Annotated in this window: 12 protein-coding genes; 7 read left to right on the top strand and 5 right to left on the bottom strand. The window is 38.1% G+C overall.

Annotation, left to right across the window (positions count from 1 at the left end; all coding sequences use genetic code 11):
• Positions 1-9 precede the first annotated feature (9 nt).
• The 3 genes from HRT50_RS03070 (at position 10) to prsR (ending at position 6,669) form a co-directional block, all read left to right on the top strand.
• The gene (locus HRT50_RS03070) at positions 10-3,078 is read left to right on the top strand and encodes an efflux RND transporter permease subunit (RefSeq protein ID WP_291611212.1); all 3,069 of its coding nucleotides are present in this window, start codon (positions 10-12) and stop codon (positions 3,076-3,078) included.
• A gap of 171 nt (positions 3,079-3,249) precedes the next feature.
• Positions 3,250-5,280 (top strand): XrtA/PEP-CTERM system histidine kinase PrsK, encoded by a 2,031-nt coding sequence (prsK, locus tag HRT50_RS03065; RefSeq protein ID WP_291611211.1) that lies wholly within the window; start codon positions 3,250-3,252, stop codon positions 5,278-5,280.
• A gap of 39 nt (positions 5,281-5,319) precedes the next feature.
• Positions 5,320-6,669 carry a PEP-CTERM-box response regulator transcription factor gene (gene prsR, locus HRT50_RS03060; protein WP_291611210.1) on the top strand — a complete coding sequence of 450 codons (1,350 nt, stop codon included), beginning with the start codon at positions 5,320-5,322 and terminating at the stop codon, positions 6,667-6,669.
• Between the two features lie 39 nt (positions 6,670-6,708).
• Here prsR and HRT50_RS03055 read toward each other — a convergent pair whose 3' ends face one another.
• The 5 genes from HRT50_RS03055 to HRT50_RS03035 are packed head-to-tail and all read right to left on the bottom strand — an operon-like array spanning position 6,709 to position 12,412.
• Positions 6,709-7,743 carry an XrtA/PEP-CTERM system-associated ATPase gene (locus HRT50_RS03055; protein ID WP_291611209.1) on the bottom strand — a complete coding sequence of 345 codons (1,035 nt, stop codon included), beginning with the start codon at positions 7,741-7,743 and terminating at the stop codon, positions 6,709-6,711.
• 1 nt (position 7,744) lies between these two features.
• Positions 7,745-9,271: a TIGR03016 family PEP-CTERM system-associated outer membrane protein gene (locus HRT50_RS03050; protein ID WP_291611208.1), complete on the bottom strand. Its 1,527-nt coding sequence runs from the start codon at positions 9,269-9,271 to the stop codon at positions 7,745-7,747.
• On the bottom strand, positions 9,231-10,136 hold the full coding sequence (locus tag HRT50_RS03045) for an XrtA-associated tyrosine autokinase (protein ID WP_291611207.1): 906 nt from the start codon (positions 10,134-10,136) through the stop codon (positions 9,231-9,233). Before HRT50_RS03045 ends, HRT50_RS03050 begins: the two co-directional genes overlap by 41 nt.
• Before the next feature lie 2 nt (positions 10,137-10,138).
• Positions 10,139-11,725 (bottom strand): XrtA system polysaccharide chain length determinant, encoded by a 1,587-nt coding sequence (locus HRT50_RS03040; RefSeq protein ID WP_291611206.1) that lies wholly within the window; start codon positions 11,723-11,725, stop codon positions 10,139-10,141.
• A gap of 51 nt (positions 11,726-11,776) precedes the next feature.
• Positions 11,777-12,412 (bottom strand): XrtA/PEP-CTERM system exopolysaccharide export protein, encoded by a 636-nt coding sequence (locus HRT50_RS03035; RefSeq protein ID WP_291611205.1) that lies wholly within the window; start codon positions 12,410-12,412, stop codon positions 11,777-11,779.
• A gap of 199 nt (positions 12,413-12,611) precedes the next feature.
• Here HRT50_RS03035 and HRT50_RS03030 point away from each other — a divergent pair, with 199 nt between their 5' ends.
• From HRT50_RS03030 to HRT50_RS03015, 4 genes are all read left to right on the top strand, one after another.
• Positions 12,612-14,015 (top strand): TIGR03013 family XrtA/PEP-CTERM system glycosyltransferase, encoded by a 1,404-nt coding sequence (locus HRT50_RS03030; RefSeq protein ID WP_291611204.1) that lies wholly within the window; start codon positions 12,612-12,614, stop codon positions 14,013-14,015.
• A 5-nt stretch (positions 14,016-14,020) separates the two neighbouring features.
• Positions 14,021-14,878, top strand: coding sequence for an XrtA system polysaccharide deacetylase (locus tag HRT50_RS03025; RefSeq protein ID WP_291611203.1), 858 nt, complete (start codon positions 14,021-14,023; stop codon positions 14,876-14,878).
• 70 nt (positions 14,879-14,948) lie between these two features.
• Positions 14,949-16,031 (top strand): FemAB family XrtA/PEP-CTERM system-associated protein, encoded by a 1,083-nt coding sequence (locus HRT50_RS03020; protein WP_291611202.1) that lies wholly within the window; start codon positions 14,949-14,951, stop codon positions 16,029-16,031.
• A 5-nt stretch (positions 16,032-16,036) separates the two neighbouring features.
• Positions 16,037-17,210, top strand: a 1,174-nt coding sequence (locus HRT50_RS03015) for a TIGR03087 family PEP-CTERM/XrtA system glycosyltransferase (RefSeq protein ID WP_291611201.1), incomplete at its 3' end; no start/stop codon positions are given.

The raw sequence follows: 17,210 nt of genomic DNA, 5'->3' as shown, positions 1-17,210 counted from the left end.
TATTAGCAGATGAAACTCCCTAGATTAGCGATAGATAATGCCCCGTTCACTATAACTATTATATTGTTACTGGTTTTGGTTGGTGTGCTTTCCTATTTAAATATGCCTCGCTCAGAAGATCCACAGTTTGATTTACCGGTTACCTTAATTGAAGTGGTTTATCCAGGCGCTTCACCCAGTGATATTGAAACATTAGTGGTTGATCCTTTGGAACAAGAAATTGCTGATATTGAAAATATTAAAAAAATTGAAGCCAAAATCCATAATGGCGCGGTAAGGATCACCATAGACTTTCTTTATGGCACAGATGCCGAAGCGGCATTTAATAAAGTTAAGCAGGCGGTATCAACGGTAAGGCCTAACTTACCTAGCGGTATTGCGGAATTATTAGTCTTAAAAGCAACACCAAGCAGTGTGGCCATAATGCAGTTGGCTTTGTGGTCAGAGCCAACTGATTATAAAACCATGGAGTTGCATGCTAAGTTACTAGAAAAACGACTTGAAACCATAGCCAGTGTGCGTAAGGCAAGTATATGGGGCTATCCACGGCAAATAGTGGCAATAGATATTGATCTGGCGTTATTGAAATATTATGGCTTAGCGCTTATTGATATTAATCAAATCCTGCAAGGCCGAGCATTGAACATTACCCCTGGCTTTGTTGATGCGGGTACTCGGCGGTTTAATGTCAAAGCCAGTGGAAATTTCACCCAACTGGTTGATATTGAAAATACTATTATTAGTAGCAGTAATATTGCTAATGCCAATGGTATATTAAAAGTCAAAGATATTGCTAGTGTCAGTTTTGCTAGCGCAGAGCCGAGCTATTTAGCTTATTTTGATGATATACCAGCGATATTTATCACGGTGGAGCAGCGAGAGAAAACCAATATATTTGTTTTAACCGAACAAATAAACCAAGAAATAGAGCTGTTTCAACAGAATTTACCTAGTGGAATAAAATTGGCCAAATTATTTCAACAAGCCGACAGTGTTAACGTTCGTGTAAATGGTTTTTTTGATAACTTAACACAAGGGCTAATTATTGTAGGTTTGATGGCCTTATTGTTTTTAGGCTTCCGAGAAGCGTTAGTGGTGATACTTGCTATCCCCATTTCATTTTTGATGGCTATAGGTTGGTTGGATTTTAGTGGTTATGGCTTACAACAAATGTCCATAGTCGGTTTAATAATAGCTTTAGGCTTGTTGGTTGATAACGCAATCGTGGTTACTGAGAGTATTCATAGAGAAAAGAAACTTGGTAAAGATATCAAGCAAGCGGCAGCAAGTGGCACCAGTAAAGTTGCTTGGGCCATAGCCAGTGGCACAATTACTACCATGTTGGCTTTTTTACCTATGCTGATGATCCAAAGTAATACCGGCGATTTTATTCGCTCAATGCCGGTAACTGTAGTGTTAGTACTACTTGCCTCGTTATTCGTGGCATTAACCTTAACGCCTCTTCTAGCCAGTAAACTACTGGTTGTTATTGATAAAGGAGCTAAGCCTAAAGCGCTGAAAATACAAACCTTACAACATTATGCCAATCAATTTGCTGAAAAAACTTATAGCAATACTTTAAAGGTATTAATACGGCACAAAATAGCCGTTGTTATTGTTAGTTTGGCTGCTTTAATGGCCATGTTTTCTCTGTTTGGCCAAGTAGGTGTTAGCTTATTCCCTAAAGCTGAAAAACCTATGCTGCTAATTAATGTCACAACACCGGCAAATTCATCGCTAGCCTATACCGATGAGGTTCTTCAGCAAGTACGTCAGCATGTTAAGCAGTATACTTTAGTTGATAAAGTAGCACTTAATATTGGTAATGCTAACCCGCGTATTTATTATAATGAAGTGCCGAAACGAGGCATGATTCGTTTTGGCCAAGCATTGTTAGTGTTAAAAGCTTATCAAGTGGATGAAGTAACCGCCTTAGTAAAAAATCTACGTGATGATTTTTCTTACTGGCAACAGGCGGAAATCACCGTTAAAGAGTTTACTCAAGGACCCGTGACCGACCAAGTTATTGCTATTCGGCTGTTAAGTGAATCTTTGCCTGATTTAGAGCAAGTTGCTAATGATTTAGCGGCGAAAATGCGACAGTTATCAGGAGTAGTAAATATTGATAATCCTATTGGTATGGCAAATACCGAGTTAGTGCTTACTATTGACTATCAACAGGCCTCACTCAGTGGCGTTAGTATTGAACGATTAGATAATACCATTAGTACCATTCTATCGGGCACTGCCATAGGTCAGTTTAATGATAATAATGGTGAAGACTACCCTATTATGATTCGTCGAGAAAACCCCAGCATTGAGAGTTTTTCGGCAATAGAAATTAGCAATAATCAAGGTGTAGCTATCCCGCTTGAACAATTAGCGACCATGGAGCTAAAAAAAGGTGGCAGTGACTTTTTTCATTACCAAAAGTTACGCATGGCCAAAGTATCAGCAGATGTTGAAACTGGATATTCTGTCGGTGACATCACCAATGAATTAGTGGCTTACCTTGAGCTGTATGACTTACCTAAAGGCATGTACTTTACTTTAGGCGGAGAAGAAGAATCACGACAAAAAACCTTCGCTGGTTTAACACAAGTCATGCTGATAACTGCGATGGGGATATTTGCGGTATTAGTGTTGCAGTTTAAATCTATTTTACAGCCGCTGATTATTTTTAGCTCAATTCCATTTGCCATGGCTGGCTCTATTATCGGCTTATATTTAACCGGATTATCTTTCTCTATGATGGCTTTTGTTGGTTTGATTAGTTTATTTGGTATTGTGGTAAACAATGCCATTATTTTGATTGATACCACCAATGCTAATTTACGCTCTGGTTTAGATAAACACTCAGCAATATTACAGGCTAGTGCGGTGCGTTTTACGCCTATATTGCTAACCACGTTAACGACTATAGGTGGTTTAATTCCATTAACTTTATTTGGTGGCGGTTTATGGCAACCACTCGGTGTGGTGTTAATTTCTGGTTTATGTATTTCTGCTATTTCTAGTTTCTTGTTGGTACCAATTTTAACTGAGCTGTTTACCAAGGAGGTAGAGCCGAAGCTATAGAGCTAAGTTGCTTTGTTGTTAAAGGGTAATTAAGAAAGCTAAAAAAAAAAGTAAATTCATATATAATCATTGTCAATCCGGCAAAGGCATCACTATGGCTAGTTGTTAGTTTTCTCCGAATACAATACAGTGACTAATTAATACCGCAGCTAAAAATTCAGGTAAATATATATGGAAATAATTGGTACTTCAGGCTATTTTTTAGCAGCTTGTGCTTATGCTGTTTTTATTTTATTACTGTTAGCGGCACGAAATAAAATCCTCGCTGGTGGTTTAGTCTTATTAGCCTCACTTTTAGTTTTTTCATCATCGCTCAGCGCCGCACTACAACCCACACAAGGTTTTTCATTACTTATTGTTCTCGGCATAGAAACTTTTAAATTAGCGGCTTGGTCGCTGTTAATTCTTTGCACACAAGCCAATATCACCTCAGTTAAAGCCTTTGTTACTGACCCGAAAATCAAGCAGTACCTACAAATTTGGGCTGGCTTATCAACACTCTGCTGGGGAGCTGCATTATTTATTCCAGATAGCGTTAAGCTTTTATTCTCATTATTTTTATTACTTAATTTGTGGCTACTGGTCTTACTTGAACAGTTATATAGAAATGCCGAAGTTAAAGTAAAATGGGCTCTATGGTCATTGATCATAGCCTTAGGTATGGCAACAGTGTTTGATTTTGTACTTTTTGCTCAGGCAGCCATGGTTAACCAATTAGACTTTTCTTACTGGTATGCCCGAGGCTTCATTACTGCGTTAGGTATGCCGTTAATATTGGTCAGTACTCGACGGATAAAAGACTGGTCAGTGGATGTTTTTGTCTCCCGTGAAATGGTTTTCTATAGCTCTATGTTATTAATTTCAGGGGTATACTTATTGTTATTAGCCATAGCTGGCTATGCGATTAACTTTTTTGGTGGTACTTGGGGGGATGTAATTAGTATCGCCTTTATTCTTTTAGGTGGTAGTGTTTTAGCTGCACTATTAATTACTGAGAGATTACGTCGAGAAGTTAAGGTCTTTATCACCAAACACTTTTTTGCTAATAAATATGATTATCGAATTGAGTGGCTTAAATCAATAGAGCAGCTCGAAATTGGCGAAAGTGATGATTACTATCATACCGCTACTCATATTATTTGTTCATCTTTGAATATCGAGCAAGGGGCATTAGTTAAAAAAGTATCGAGTGGTAATTATCAGTGCCTTTACCAACAAAACTATCGACTTGAACAAGAGGATTTAAACTGTTTAGTTACCGTTGATGAATTTTGTCAACAACATGGTTGGATTATTGATGTCCGAGAGCTAGCTGTTGTTGAGCAAAGCTACCCTGACTTATCGTTAGATGCACAATTATGTCGACAAAAGCACATTGATATAATTATTCCCATTTTTATGAATAAATCAGTGTATGGCTTTTTCTTATTGGCCATGCCAGCAGAGCAAGGGTTATTAAATTGGGAAGACCGGGACTTACTTTTTTCCATCTCTAGACAATTAAGTAACTACCTGTCACTTAATGAAGCCAATGAACGTATAGCTGAGTCTAAGCAGTTTGACGCTTTTAATCGTATGTCAGCTTTTTTAGTGCATGACTTAAAAAATATTCAAGCGCAACTGTCGTTAATTAATAGTAATGCGAAACGCCATCGAGATAACCCTGCTTTTATTGATGATGTCTTTGAAACGGTTGCCTCGGCAACAGGGCGGCTAGATAAAGTACTGACCCAGTTGCGCAATAAACAACTGGTGGAGTCAAGCAAGAAAAATACCGATATACAGGCGTTAATCATGGCGGTAGTGGAGCAACGTAATGTACAGATGCCGCATATTAGCGTGCAATTATCCCTTGATAGTAGGATCTCTATTGATGAAGAGACACTTTCTTCAGTATTAAATCATCTATTACAAAACGCACAAGAAGCGACAAACGATAATGGCTGGGTTAAGATAATTGCACAGATGATGGCAAGTGAGTTACATATTGAAATTATTGATAACGGTTGTGGTATGTCAGTAGATTTCATCGCTAATCGCCTATTTAAGCCCTTTGATACTACTAAGGGTAATGCAGGTATGGGCATTGGTGTTTATGAAGCGAAACAATTCATTGAGAGCGTGGACGGCACCATGCAGGTAACCAGCCAGGAAAATGAAGGTAGTAATTTTAAAATAATTATACCCTGTAAAGCGCTTTAACAATTATAGATATTTAAAAATAAAGGAAATAGCATTGCGATGGAAAAGTTACTGATTGTTGATGATGATCTCGGAATACAAAAACAATTGAAATGGAGCCTAGCTGATTACGATGTGGTATTAGCGGATACCCGTGAGAGTGCTATTGCCGCCGTGAGACGCCATGAACCTAAAGTAGTCACTTTAGATTTAGGCTTACCACCAGACCCCGCCAATGCCAGCGAAGGCTTGGCAACATTAAGACAGATACTAGCGCTTGCTCCACATACTAAAGTTATTGTTATTACCGGTAATGATGACCGAACCAATGCCCTTAAAGCCATAGAAATGGGCGCTTATGATTTTTATCAAAAACCTGTTGATGGCGATGTTATTAATGTCATTGTTTCACGTGCTTTTAGCTTAGCTACCATAGAAACAGATAACCGCAGTATGAAATCAATAGTGGGCTGTGACACAGGTATTATTGGTAGTAGTGAAAGTATTGATAGATTACGCCTTATGGTGCAACGTATTGCTCCTACTCAAATCACCGCGTTATTACTGGGTGAAAGTGGTACCGGTAAAGAGGTCGCCGCCAAAGCTATTCATAAAGTGAGTGATCGTAGTGATAAACCTTTTATTGCCATTAACTGTGCTTCTATCCCTGAAAATTTATTAGAAAGTGAATTGTTTGGCTTTGAAAAAGGTGCTTTTACGGGGGCTCACAAAACCACTTTAGGAAAAATAGAATGTGCTCAAGGCGGGACGTTATTTTTAGATGAAATAGGTGATATGCCTTATCACTTACAAGCTAAATTGTTACGTTTTTTACAAGAAAAAATCATAGAGCGCTTAGGCGGTCGTAAAGAAATACCGGTTGATGTTCGTGTTATTTGTGCAACCAACCAAAACCTAGAAAGTATGGTGGCGGAGAAAACCTTTCGTGAAGATCTTTTTTACCGTATTACTGAAATCACTCTGAATATTCCACCACTGCGTGATCGAGAAGAAGATGTGCTTATTTTAGCTAACTTCTTTTTACAGCAATACGCTGGCGAGTATAAGCGTAGTGTTAAATCATTTGCCGATGACGCCTTATATGGTCTGAGACATCATAAGTGGCCGGGTAATATTCGAGAATTACAAAACAAAGTAAAATCATCGGTTATCATGAGTACAGGTAGCCAAGTGACTGCGTTTGATTTAGGCTTTTTTGATAAAGAAAATGCTGAGTATGAACTGTCGCTAAATCTACGTGCGGTTCGTGAGCAAGCAGAAACTATCGCTATACAAAAGGCTTATGCTTTGACGGAAGGAAATATGTCTAAAACGTCGGAGTTATTGGGAATAACTAGGCCGACGCTGTATTCATTAATTGAAAAATACAAAATTGCCATTAATACTTAAGTTATTAATATTTATGGAAATAAAATTAGCCACGGATAATTACTTATTATCAGTGGCCTTACTTTGTAGTTCGGCGAATTCACGGCTCTTTTGTTTTAAAAGCTTATCTATATAGCGGGTCATTTTAACTTTTTGTTGAATCGAGCCTTCTAATATTTCTTCTACTTCTCGTAAAACATTTTTTATATTCTCAACGTGTTCAGTTGAGTTGATGACAAAGGGCTTACTTTCATTTTCTAGGGTTGCGCCATTAAGGGAGCCAGTTAATTCAACAGACATTTCCTTCGCTACCTCATTAATGACTTTACAATTAATGTGACTCAACTCTTCGAGGAAGCCGAATAATAGTAGCCTATCAACAAAAATATTTATTTTTCTCGGTACGCCGAGCGTTTTTTCAAAAATAAGCTGAAAGGCATCATCAGAAAATAAAGCTTCTTTATTACAATTGGCCTGCGCTAACCTATGATTAATATAATCTTTTACTTCTTCAGCGCTAAGTGGTTTTAAATGAGCCGAGGCAATAATACGCTGTCTAAATTGCTCCATGTCAGGTGCAGAAATGATGGTTTTTAATTCTTCTTGACCCAGTAAGAAGCTTTGAATAAGCGGCTTATTATCTAGTTGGAAGTTAGAGAGCATACGTAGCTCTTCAACTGTTTCTGCCGGCAAGTTTTGTGCTTCATCAACAAGTAATAAAGCACGCTTTCCTTGCTTATTTAAGCCGATAAGAAACTGCTCAATACTTCGTAGTGTATCAGCCTTACTGTTACCAGTGACTGTGATTTTAAACTCAGCAGCAACAAGCTCAAGTAACTCATTAGGAGATAAATTTGTGGTAACCAATTGAGCCGCGACAATATTTTCATCAGCAATATTGGCTAATAAATTACGGGCAATCGTTGTTTTCCCTGTGCCAATAGGGCCAGTGATAACAATAAAGCCCTCGCCTTGATCTAAGCCGTATTGTAAATATGATAATGCCCGTTGATGATGGCTGGTGGCAAAGAAAAACCGAGGATCAGGACTTAGCTGGAAAGGCCGTTCACTAAAGCCATAGTAACTTTCATACATATTAGAAATCTTTTGTTAAATTAATGGAAGCACGGGCTTCAGTGTAAGTGTAGCGTTCAAAATTTGATTGTCTGTCAAGGTATTGTAAGGTTATAAATGCATAGAGAGATGACGCTAAGCTTCTATTATAAGTTGTCGAAAATGTTTTATAGGTATCCTCTTGTCGAGGACCTTCAGGTCTATCTTTGTCAAAAATATTTTTCCTGTAATCAAGATAAACAGTAACGTCACTTCTAGGGCTCATACGACGAGTAATGCTAAAACGTGCTTCAAGATAGTCATCTATCACACCGCTACTTAAACTTTCTCGCTCGCGGTTAGCTAAATCTAGGCTAAAAGTAGTACGAGCTAGGGTTAATTTAGATTGCCATGCTAGACGTTTATTTAAACTAAACGAATTATCTTCAACAAGCTCTGATTCTTTTTCGCTAGTGCCACCTAAAGGTATGTTATTTCCTTCTTGAAAGTTATTACGATCGAACACTTCAATGGTTTCATGGTAAGAAATACTATTACTTAGCCGTTTGCTTCTATGTGAAAAGTCTAACGTATAAGAATCACCAAAAAAGCGCTTTGAATAGCCAGCTTTTAGAGATGTCCGGGCAGACAGTTGCCAATCAATATCAGCAGCGACGTAATCATCACTGGCCTGAGTGTCATCACGGACATAGTTATACGATAGGTCAATAAGAAAGTGCTTGGCTACTTGGTAACGTATGCCAGGCCCCCAAGACGGGATAGCATCAGGATTACTACCTGCTAACGTGCCGGTAACTCGCTCATTATAAAAACGGACAAATGGGTTTAGTTTATAGGGGGTAATAGCGCCGATTTTAGTTTCTATCTGATAGTTTTCACTGGTAAAATCGCCATTTTCTCTATTTGAGAAGGAACCATCGACCTGCCAGAAAATATAACGGGCAGCATTACCATTTTCACTAGTTATTAACGCGGAATAACCATTACTTTCACCTATATCATCCTCAGTGTCGGTGATGCTGTAGGATAAAGAGGAAAAGAGTGAGTAATCGCTGTTAGCACTATTAAACTGCAAGCCTGCTGAGTGACTCAGTTGCTGAACCGTATCACCAGAAACTAAGTCAGCTAAGCTATTACTAGTATCATTTTTACTGACGTTAGTAATGGATGAACTACCATTAACGTGTAATTGATCATTCCATAGCGCATAGGATGCGCTAGTCGATAAGGTTTGATAGTCATCATTAAGCTCACTATCATGGCTATAGCCCACCAGCGTTTCTGTACCAGCAAATGAAAATTGTAATTTTCTTGAGCTAAAGTTAGCATCCGCAGCAATAATGAACTGACTCACTAGACTCGTTTGTTTATCTAACTGATTCAGCTCAATATTATCAGTATAGGTTTCGGTGAGTCCTAGACTGGGATCAAAGCGCCATTCACCTGCTAATGAGTTGGCGGATAAAAACAAGCCAGCTAGAGAGATGCAATGTATTGGTGACAGAATTTTACTGGTTTTTTCTGCCATAGCCATATCCATAATAGCCATAGATATCCTTTTTAGATCTAATGGTTTTATTCATTACTAAGCCTATAGCAATATCGTTATTTAATTGACTCACCGCTGTTTTAACATCATCTGTTTTAGTTTTTGATTCTTCAACCACTATAAGCGCTTGGCCAACAAGATCGGATAATACTGGCGTTTCTGTAACGCCGAGGATTGGCGGACAGTCAAAAATAACTATTCGGTCGGGGTAACGTTCAGCTAGTTCTTTTGCTAAGCTCTCCATACGCTCACTGGCCAATAACTCATTGGTTAAATGGTGTGGCTTACCGGCAGGAATTAGTTTTAAGTTTTCAATATTAGTACTGTAAATAATATCAGAAAGCGATGTCACCTCAGCTAATAAGTATTCGAGTAAACCTTTTTTACTATCAAATTCTAATTCTCTGTGCAAACTAGGCCTTAGTACATCAGCATCAATTAGCAGTACGGTCTTATCCTGCTCTAGGGCAATACTTAATGCTAAGTTAATGGCGATATAGGTTTTTCCTTCATTAGGATGAGAGCTGGTCACCATAATCAAGTTACTATTGTGTAGTGTTTTTGATGCTAAGCCAAAAGCATTGTTTAGCAATTTTCGTTTAATATGGCGAAATTCTTCTTGAATATGATGAGCGCTATCGGGACTATAAATAAATCCGCGCTCATTTAACCTATCACCATTTAAAATGATTTTATCTTTATTACAGTTCTCTTTGCTGTTCACTGTTTCGCTTGTTACAGGAACTGACGTGCTAGTTGTCTTTGGAACAAGAGCCTCATTTACCACTTCATGTTCAGTGATGTTAGTAACTTTTTCTTGCTGAGCTAATTTTTGTTTAGCCAGGGCTTTTTCAATGGTACTCATGGCTAAAAGATCCTTTTCAATGGAGCCTGTACGAGGTCAGGAAATAAAAAATAACTAACAAAAATCACTAACATTGATAGTAATAACAGGTTAGAACAGACAAAAAGCATGGTTTTCTTTTGATGCCATTTATGTAAACCTAAGTTTTCATTGGCTGAGATTACCCCAAAAATAGGCACTCCGGTGGCTTTTGATAATTGAGCTGTCGAGGTTGCTACTGGGTTTAATAGGCTCATTAATAAAGATAAACCAATACCAACCGCAAAGCCTAACACTGTGACCACACCAAATAAAACAAACCGCTTTGGCCCTGAGGGTTTACTTGCAATACGCGGTGGATCTAAGGTACGAAATTGAATCTTATCTGTTGTTTCATCGGCTTGTTGCGCTAGTTGTGCGGTTTCTTTACGTGATAATAATTGTTCGTACTTTTCTTTGGTAATAGAGTAACCACGGTTGAGGGCTACTAATTCAGCTTCTATTTCAGGTATAGTATGTACACTACTTTCAAGTTCAATAATACGCTGGCGGTAATTATCAGCTCTGACATTGAGCGAAGCAATCAAGTTTTCCAATTGGTTAACTTGTATTTGTACTTCTTGAATAACCGGATTAGCACTTAATCGGTTTAAGCTGCCACTATTTTCACTATTTTGCTCGAGGTAGTTGTCTATTTCAGCACTGCGTAATTTATTTAAGTGCGCTAAATTTCGACTTACTTCAATGACATCTGGATGTCTGTCTGTATAACGTAGTTTTAAGGTATCAAGCTGTACTTCGAGCTCAGTAATACGGTTATCGTAAGTGGTTTGAATAGAGCTATCACTTTTTATTTTATTAGCACTGTTGGGATTGGTAACTATCGACTGTGTAAGTTGTTTGTTAGCGGATGCTAAACGCGTTTTATTTTCCAGAATATCTAATTCAATAGACTTTAATTGCTCCCTACTGCTGTTCAACTTTATGTAATAGCCGCCCGACTGATTAGGTAGGATCCCACTATACTTTTGTTTAAAGCTAGTGAGTCTAGCTTCAGCATTACCTAATCTGTTTTCATAGTCTCTAATTTGAGTATTTATAAATTTTTGCGCACTATCAGAGTCACTACGAGTTTCACCTAAGGTATTTTCAATAAAAACAGTTAACGCTGCACGAACAATATTCCTCGCCATTTCGGGGTCTTTATCTTCAATACTCAGGGTATAAATATTTTCTCGTCCAACCCCTGATATTTTTATGTTATTTTTTAGCGATTTAATGATTTCCTCATATTCTTCACTATTACTCGCTTGTACATCAAGGTCAGTCATACGCGATATGCGTTCTAAATTAGGGCGGCTTAATAGCGTTTTCACCATTAGGCGAATTTGAGTATTCGGATTAGTTTCAACTGTTAAACCACGTAATAAAGGACGTAATAATGATTGTGTATCAACATAAACCCTTGCTTCTGATTCATATACATCGGGCATAGATGAAACGAAATACCAACCAAGCGGACAAATAAGCCAAGTTGCTATGATGATATAACGACGTTTTAACCAAATTCCTTTTAGATAATCAATTATCTCTTCAAATATTTCTTGCATTACTACCCTTTAATTGTCCGCTAATTTGAGATGTTGTTAATGATGACAGTTTTAAAACCATGCCTCAGGAATGATAATAATATCACCAGGTAACATATCAACATTTGCACTTATCTCTCCATCTTTAAGCAATTGATCTATCATAACTTGATATTGCCTTTGCTTACCATTTTCAATACGTATCAATACCGCATCATTACCATCGGCAAACTCAGTCAAACCACCAACTTGGATCATAACATCCAGTAAAGTCATGTGCTGAGTATAATTAATTGCCCGCGGTTGCGCGGCTTCACCGATAACACGGATTTGCTCACTAAAAGGACCGACAAAATTTGCTACTGTAACCGTAACAATAGGGTCGCGCAGGTAAGTTGCTAATATTTCTTCAATTGAGCGGGCTAGTTCAGTTGGGGTTTTACCTGATACCTTGATATCTTCAACTAACGATGTGGTAATCATGCCATCGGGTCTAACAACAAAAGATCCGGATACTTCGGGGTTTCGCCAAACAAAAATATTAAGCACATCACCTGAGCCGATTAAGTATTTATACGAATTTATATTAATAGTATTTGATGAGTGCAAGGTTGCGCTAGGAAGTGTACTGTGTGAACTACAGCCTGAAAGAAAAGTTGCTAGCAATAGCAGGCCAACTTTTAAGTTGTTGGCAAAGCGATTATCCATAATTTACACCTTTTATTAAATACAATTTAATTAGAAAACAATGATTAATTGTATGATATTTTATCTTAGTTTAACAACGTAAATTCACAAGTGTAAATTAAACGTTAACTTTAGTGTGTTTTTTGTTAGAATTAGAGCTGTTTTTGTTGGAAGGTACTTGCAGTTTAGCAGCTATCAATTAAAGGGAATCTAGTCGGTTATGTCTAGTTCGAAGTTTCGTGATTTATCAGCAGGAAGTAAGTCTTTAATTATCATAGAGCAGATCCTATTCGCAGGATCTCTGTTTTTAGCGGTTCATTTGAATGGCTTATTTAAAGTTGTTGAGTTTCAGTTGATTCCTGATGGTTTCTTATTGCTATATGCGGTTATCTTCGCGCTACTTAATCAATTAAGTGCTTTAGCATTAGGTTTATATAACTCAAAACTGAGAGAAAGCTTTCGCGGTATTTTCCGTCGCATGTTGATGTGCGTATCTGTGGCTTTTTTTGCCGCAACCATAATCAACCCATTTTATGGGCCTTATCATCTGCCCATTGAATTATTGGCTATCGCCTCATTGGTTAGTGTTTTCCTGATAAGTTGCTTCCGCTATTTTACCTTTAAGGTCGATTTTTTTGGCTTTGGCAAACGAAATATTTTAGTGCTGGGTACGGGTGAACGAGCATCAATAATTGAAAAGCGTATGCGACGGGATGTCGATAGGCAAGACTTCACCGTCCATGGTTTTATCGTTATGGTGGGGGATACACCTGACGGAATTAAACGTGAAACACGTATTAATCTAACTGAGTCATTGGTGGAGTACTCCTTAGCCAATGAGATTGACGAAATTGTCGTCGCCAATGATGAACGCCGTAATAATTTACCCGTTGATGAACTTTTTGCTTGTAAAATTCGTGGTATCGAAATAACCGAAATATTAGATTTTATCGAACGTGAAACAGGGCAAATAGCGGTAAACCTTATTTATCCAAGTTGGGTTATTTATTCCAACGGCTTTGCTTCTAATAATCACTTGCGCAATACCTTAGATTGGATTTTTAATGCGGCAATGGCAGTGGTTTTATTGTTAGTTACTTGGCCAATTATGCTTATTGCTGTGTTATGTATGAAACTCACCGAAGGCTTTAATGCACCAGTACTTTATCGGCAAGAGCGGGTTGGTTTAGACGGCGAACCCTTTAATATTATTAAATTTCGCAGTATGCGTTTAGATGCAGAAAAGCATGGCGCACAAATGGCTAGTGAAAATGATAGTCGTATTACCAAAGTTGGCCAATATTTGCGCAAATACCGTATTGATGAATTACCACAAATTTGGAATGTACTCCATGGCGATATGGGCTTTGTTGGACCACGGCCTGAACGGCCACAATTTGTGCAAGGCTTAATTAAAAATCTGCCTTATTATAACGAACGTCATAATGTTAAACCGGGTTTAACGGGGTGGGCACAATTAAAATATCCTTACGGTGCAACAGAGGCAGATTCACTAGAAAAGTTAAAGTATGACCTTTATTACATTAAGCACCGTAGTTTTTTGTTGGATTTACTAATATTAATTAGAACCGTTGAAATTGTATTATTTGGCAAAGGGCGCTAATTAAGATGTCAGTAGTAAATAAAGCCAGTCAATTACCAGAAAAACAAGTATTAACTGTTGATGTAGAAGATTACTTTCATGTCTCTGCCTTTGAAAAGGTTATTAATAAGTCAGATTGGCAAAGCTTAGAAATGCGCGTAGAGCGTAATACCTATCGTTTACTAGAGTTATTTGAGCAAAAACAAGCCAAGTGTACTTTTTTTACGCTAGGTTGGGTTGCAGAGCGCTGTCCTAATTTAATTAAAGCCATTGTTGAGCAAGGGCATGAGCTAGCTAGCCACGGCTTTGCTCATCAACGTGCGACGATCATGACACCCGATGAATTTCGTGCTGATGTTAGTAAAAGCAAACAAATACTTGAAGATACTTCAGGGCAAGGGATTATTGGCTATAGGGCGCCGAGCTTCTCCTTTAACGACAGTAATATTTGGGTTTATGAAATACTGGCTGAGTTGGGTTTTGACTACAGCTCTAGTACCTATCCTATTGAACATGATTTATATGGCGTGCCTGATTGGCCACGCTTCAAATACCAGCGTCCGGAAGGGATTTTAGAAATTCCTGTACCGACAGTACGTAAAAACGATCGTAATACCGGCATAGGTGGCGGCGGTTATTTCCGTCTTTATCCTTACTTTTTATCTAAAAGGCGAATTGATAACTACTTAAGTACAGAGCAGCAGCCTTATAGCTTTTACTTTCATCCTTGGGAGATAGACCCAGAGCAACCTCGGGTAGCTGGCGCCTCAGTTAAATCAAGACTACGTCACTACTTAAATTTATCCCGTATGGAAGCTAAGGTCGTGCGTTTATTAGAGGATTACCAATGGGACACAATGAAAAGTGTTTACTTGGATAAATAGCGAAAGCGCTAAACGGAGATAAGGCTTTTATGGTATTAATCATAAAGCTAAATAACAAGAGAATGGACACTTGAATACTATTTTTAATACCAGCACTGATACCGCTTCTACTACTAATGTTGCAATTAAACAGCTAACCTCCGCTGACTTTGTACGATGGGATCTCTATGTCAAAAACCACTCGCAAGGTAGCTTTTTTCATTTAAGTGGCTGGCAACAGGTTATTTCAAAAAGCTTTAACCATGATTGTTATTTTTTGTTTATAGAGCTTGATGGCAATATTGCCGGTGTTTTACCATTAGTAGAAGTTAAAAGTAAATTATTTGGTCACGCGCTCATCTCTACGCCTTTTTGTGTTTATGGCGGAGCTATTGCCGATACTCCAGCACTTGTACGTCAGTTAGAACAAGAGGCTTGCCAATTAGCCGAAAAGCTTTCCGTTGATTATTTAGAATTAAGATATCAAGAAAAGCAAGATTCAGCGTTATTGCTTAAACAAGCGCATAGTATTTTTGCTTGTGAATTGGCCGAAGACAATGAACAAATCCTGGCAAATATTAAGAAGAAACAGCGTGCCGTTATTCGTCATTCCCTTAAAAATGAACTGAGTTTCTCCCTACAACAAGGAAAAGCGAATTTTCATGATTTTTATCAACTACTGTCAACCAGCTATCGCAACTTAGGTACACCTATATTTAGTAAAGATTATTTTAATAACTTAGTTGATGTTTTTGGTGAAAATGTTGATATCGCTGTTATCAAAAATAAAGATAAGCAACTATCAAGTGCAGTGATGAATTTTTATTTTAATGAGCAAGTGTTACCTTATTATGGTGGTGGCAACGATAGCGCCCGCGGCCTTAAAAGTGCTGACTATATGTATTACCAAGTGATGTGTAATGCCAGAGGAAGAGGCTATAGATGGTATGACTTCGGTCGCAGTAAAAATGATAGTGGCCCCTACAAATATAAGAAAAACTGGGGCATGCAGCCTAAGTCACTGTATTACTATTACCACCTAGTTAATGCCGATGAATTACCTAATTTAAGTCCTAACAATCCAAAATATAAGTTCTTTATTCAGCTTTGGCAGAAATTACCGTTAAAAGTAAGCCAAATAGTAGGCCCTTTTTTATCTAAGTTTTTGGGGTAATGTCCATGACCCTTGCTAGTCAGCCAGTTCAACTCGATGTAAGCCCAAGTAAAAAAGAGCCATTGCTTTTTCTTTGTCATCGCATACCTTTCCCGCCTAATAAGGGCGATAAGATACGTTCATTTAATATTCTAAAAAAATTAAGTGAGTATTATGATGTGCATTTGGGCTGTTTTATCGATGATCCTTTTGATAAGCAATATGTGGCAACCTTAGCTAAATATTGTGTTGCAGTGTTTCATTTAGATCAGCATAAAACATTGGCAAAAATTAAAGGCTTAACAGGCTTTATAACGAACCAGCCAATTACTCTGCCTTATTATTTTGATAAACGTATGCAGCAATGGACTAATAGAACACTTGCCGAGCATAACATTAGCAAGGTTTTTATTTACTCATCTTCTATGGCGCAGTACGTTCAAGGAAAGGGCGGTCAGCGAGATGAATATGAGTCACTAGAGCGTGTGATTGACTTTGTTGATGTCGATTCTGATAAATGGCGTCAATACGCGAATAAAAAAACCGGTATTGCTAAGTGGTTTTTTAATCGTGAATATAAGTTATTGGCGAAAGAAGAAAACTCAATTAGCGCACAATTTACTCATAGCTTATTTGTTTCAGCGGATGAAGCACAACTCTTTAGGGATAGTCAGCCACAAGCGCAGCAAGCCAAAGTACACGGTTTACTCAATGGTGTAGATGTTAACTTTTTTAACCCTAAAGCCAAATTTTCTGAAGAACGCTTAGTCCCTCAGGTACCCTTTATTAGTTTTACTGGTGCTATGGATTATTGGGCAAATGTTGATGCCGTGTTGTGGTTTGTTGAATATGTTTGGCCATCGGTTTTAGCCAAGCAACCCGATGCTATTTTTTGTATTGTTGGTGGTAACCCAAGTAGTGAAGTGAGTGCTTTAGCTAAAAAGAAAGGTATTGTTGTTACGGGTCGTGTACATGATGTACGGCCTTTTATAGAGCAAGCTCAATGTGTTATTGCACCATTACAAATTGCTCGTGGCATTCAAAATAAAGTATTAGAAGCTATGTCCCTTAATAAAGCTATTGTGGTAACAACTATGGCGATGGCCGGCATTAATGCCCAGCAATCTGATGGTGTCATCATCACCGATGATAGTAATGCATACGCACAAGCTTGTTTAGCATTACTCGATGAGCAGCCAA

Source organism: Colwellia sp. (assembly GCF_013215345.1).
GTDB lineage: Bacteria > Pseudomonadota > Gammaproteobacteria > Enterobacterales > Alteromonadaceae > Colwellia.
The sequence above is the reverse complement of the archived record's forward strand: the minus strand, read 5'-3'. Positions and strand labels throughout refer to the sequence as shown.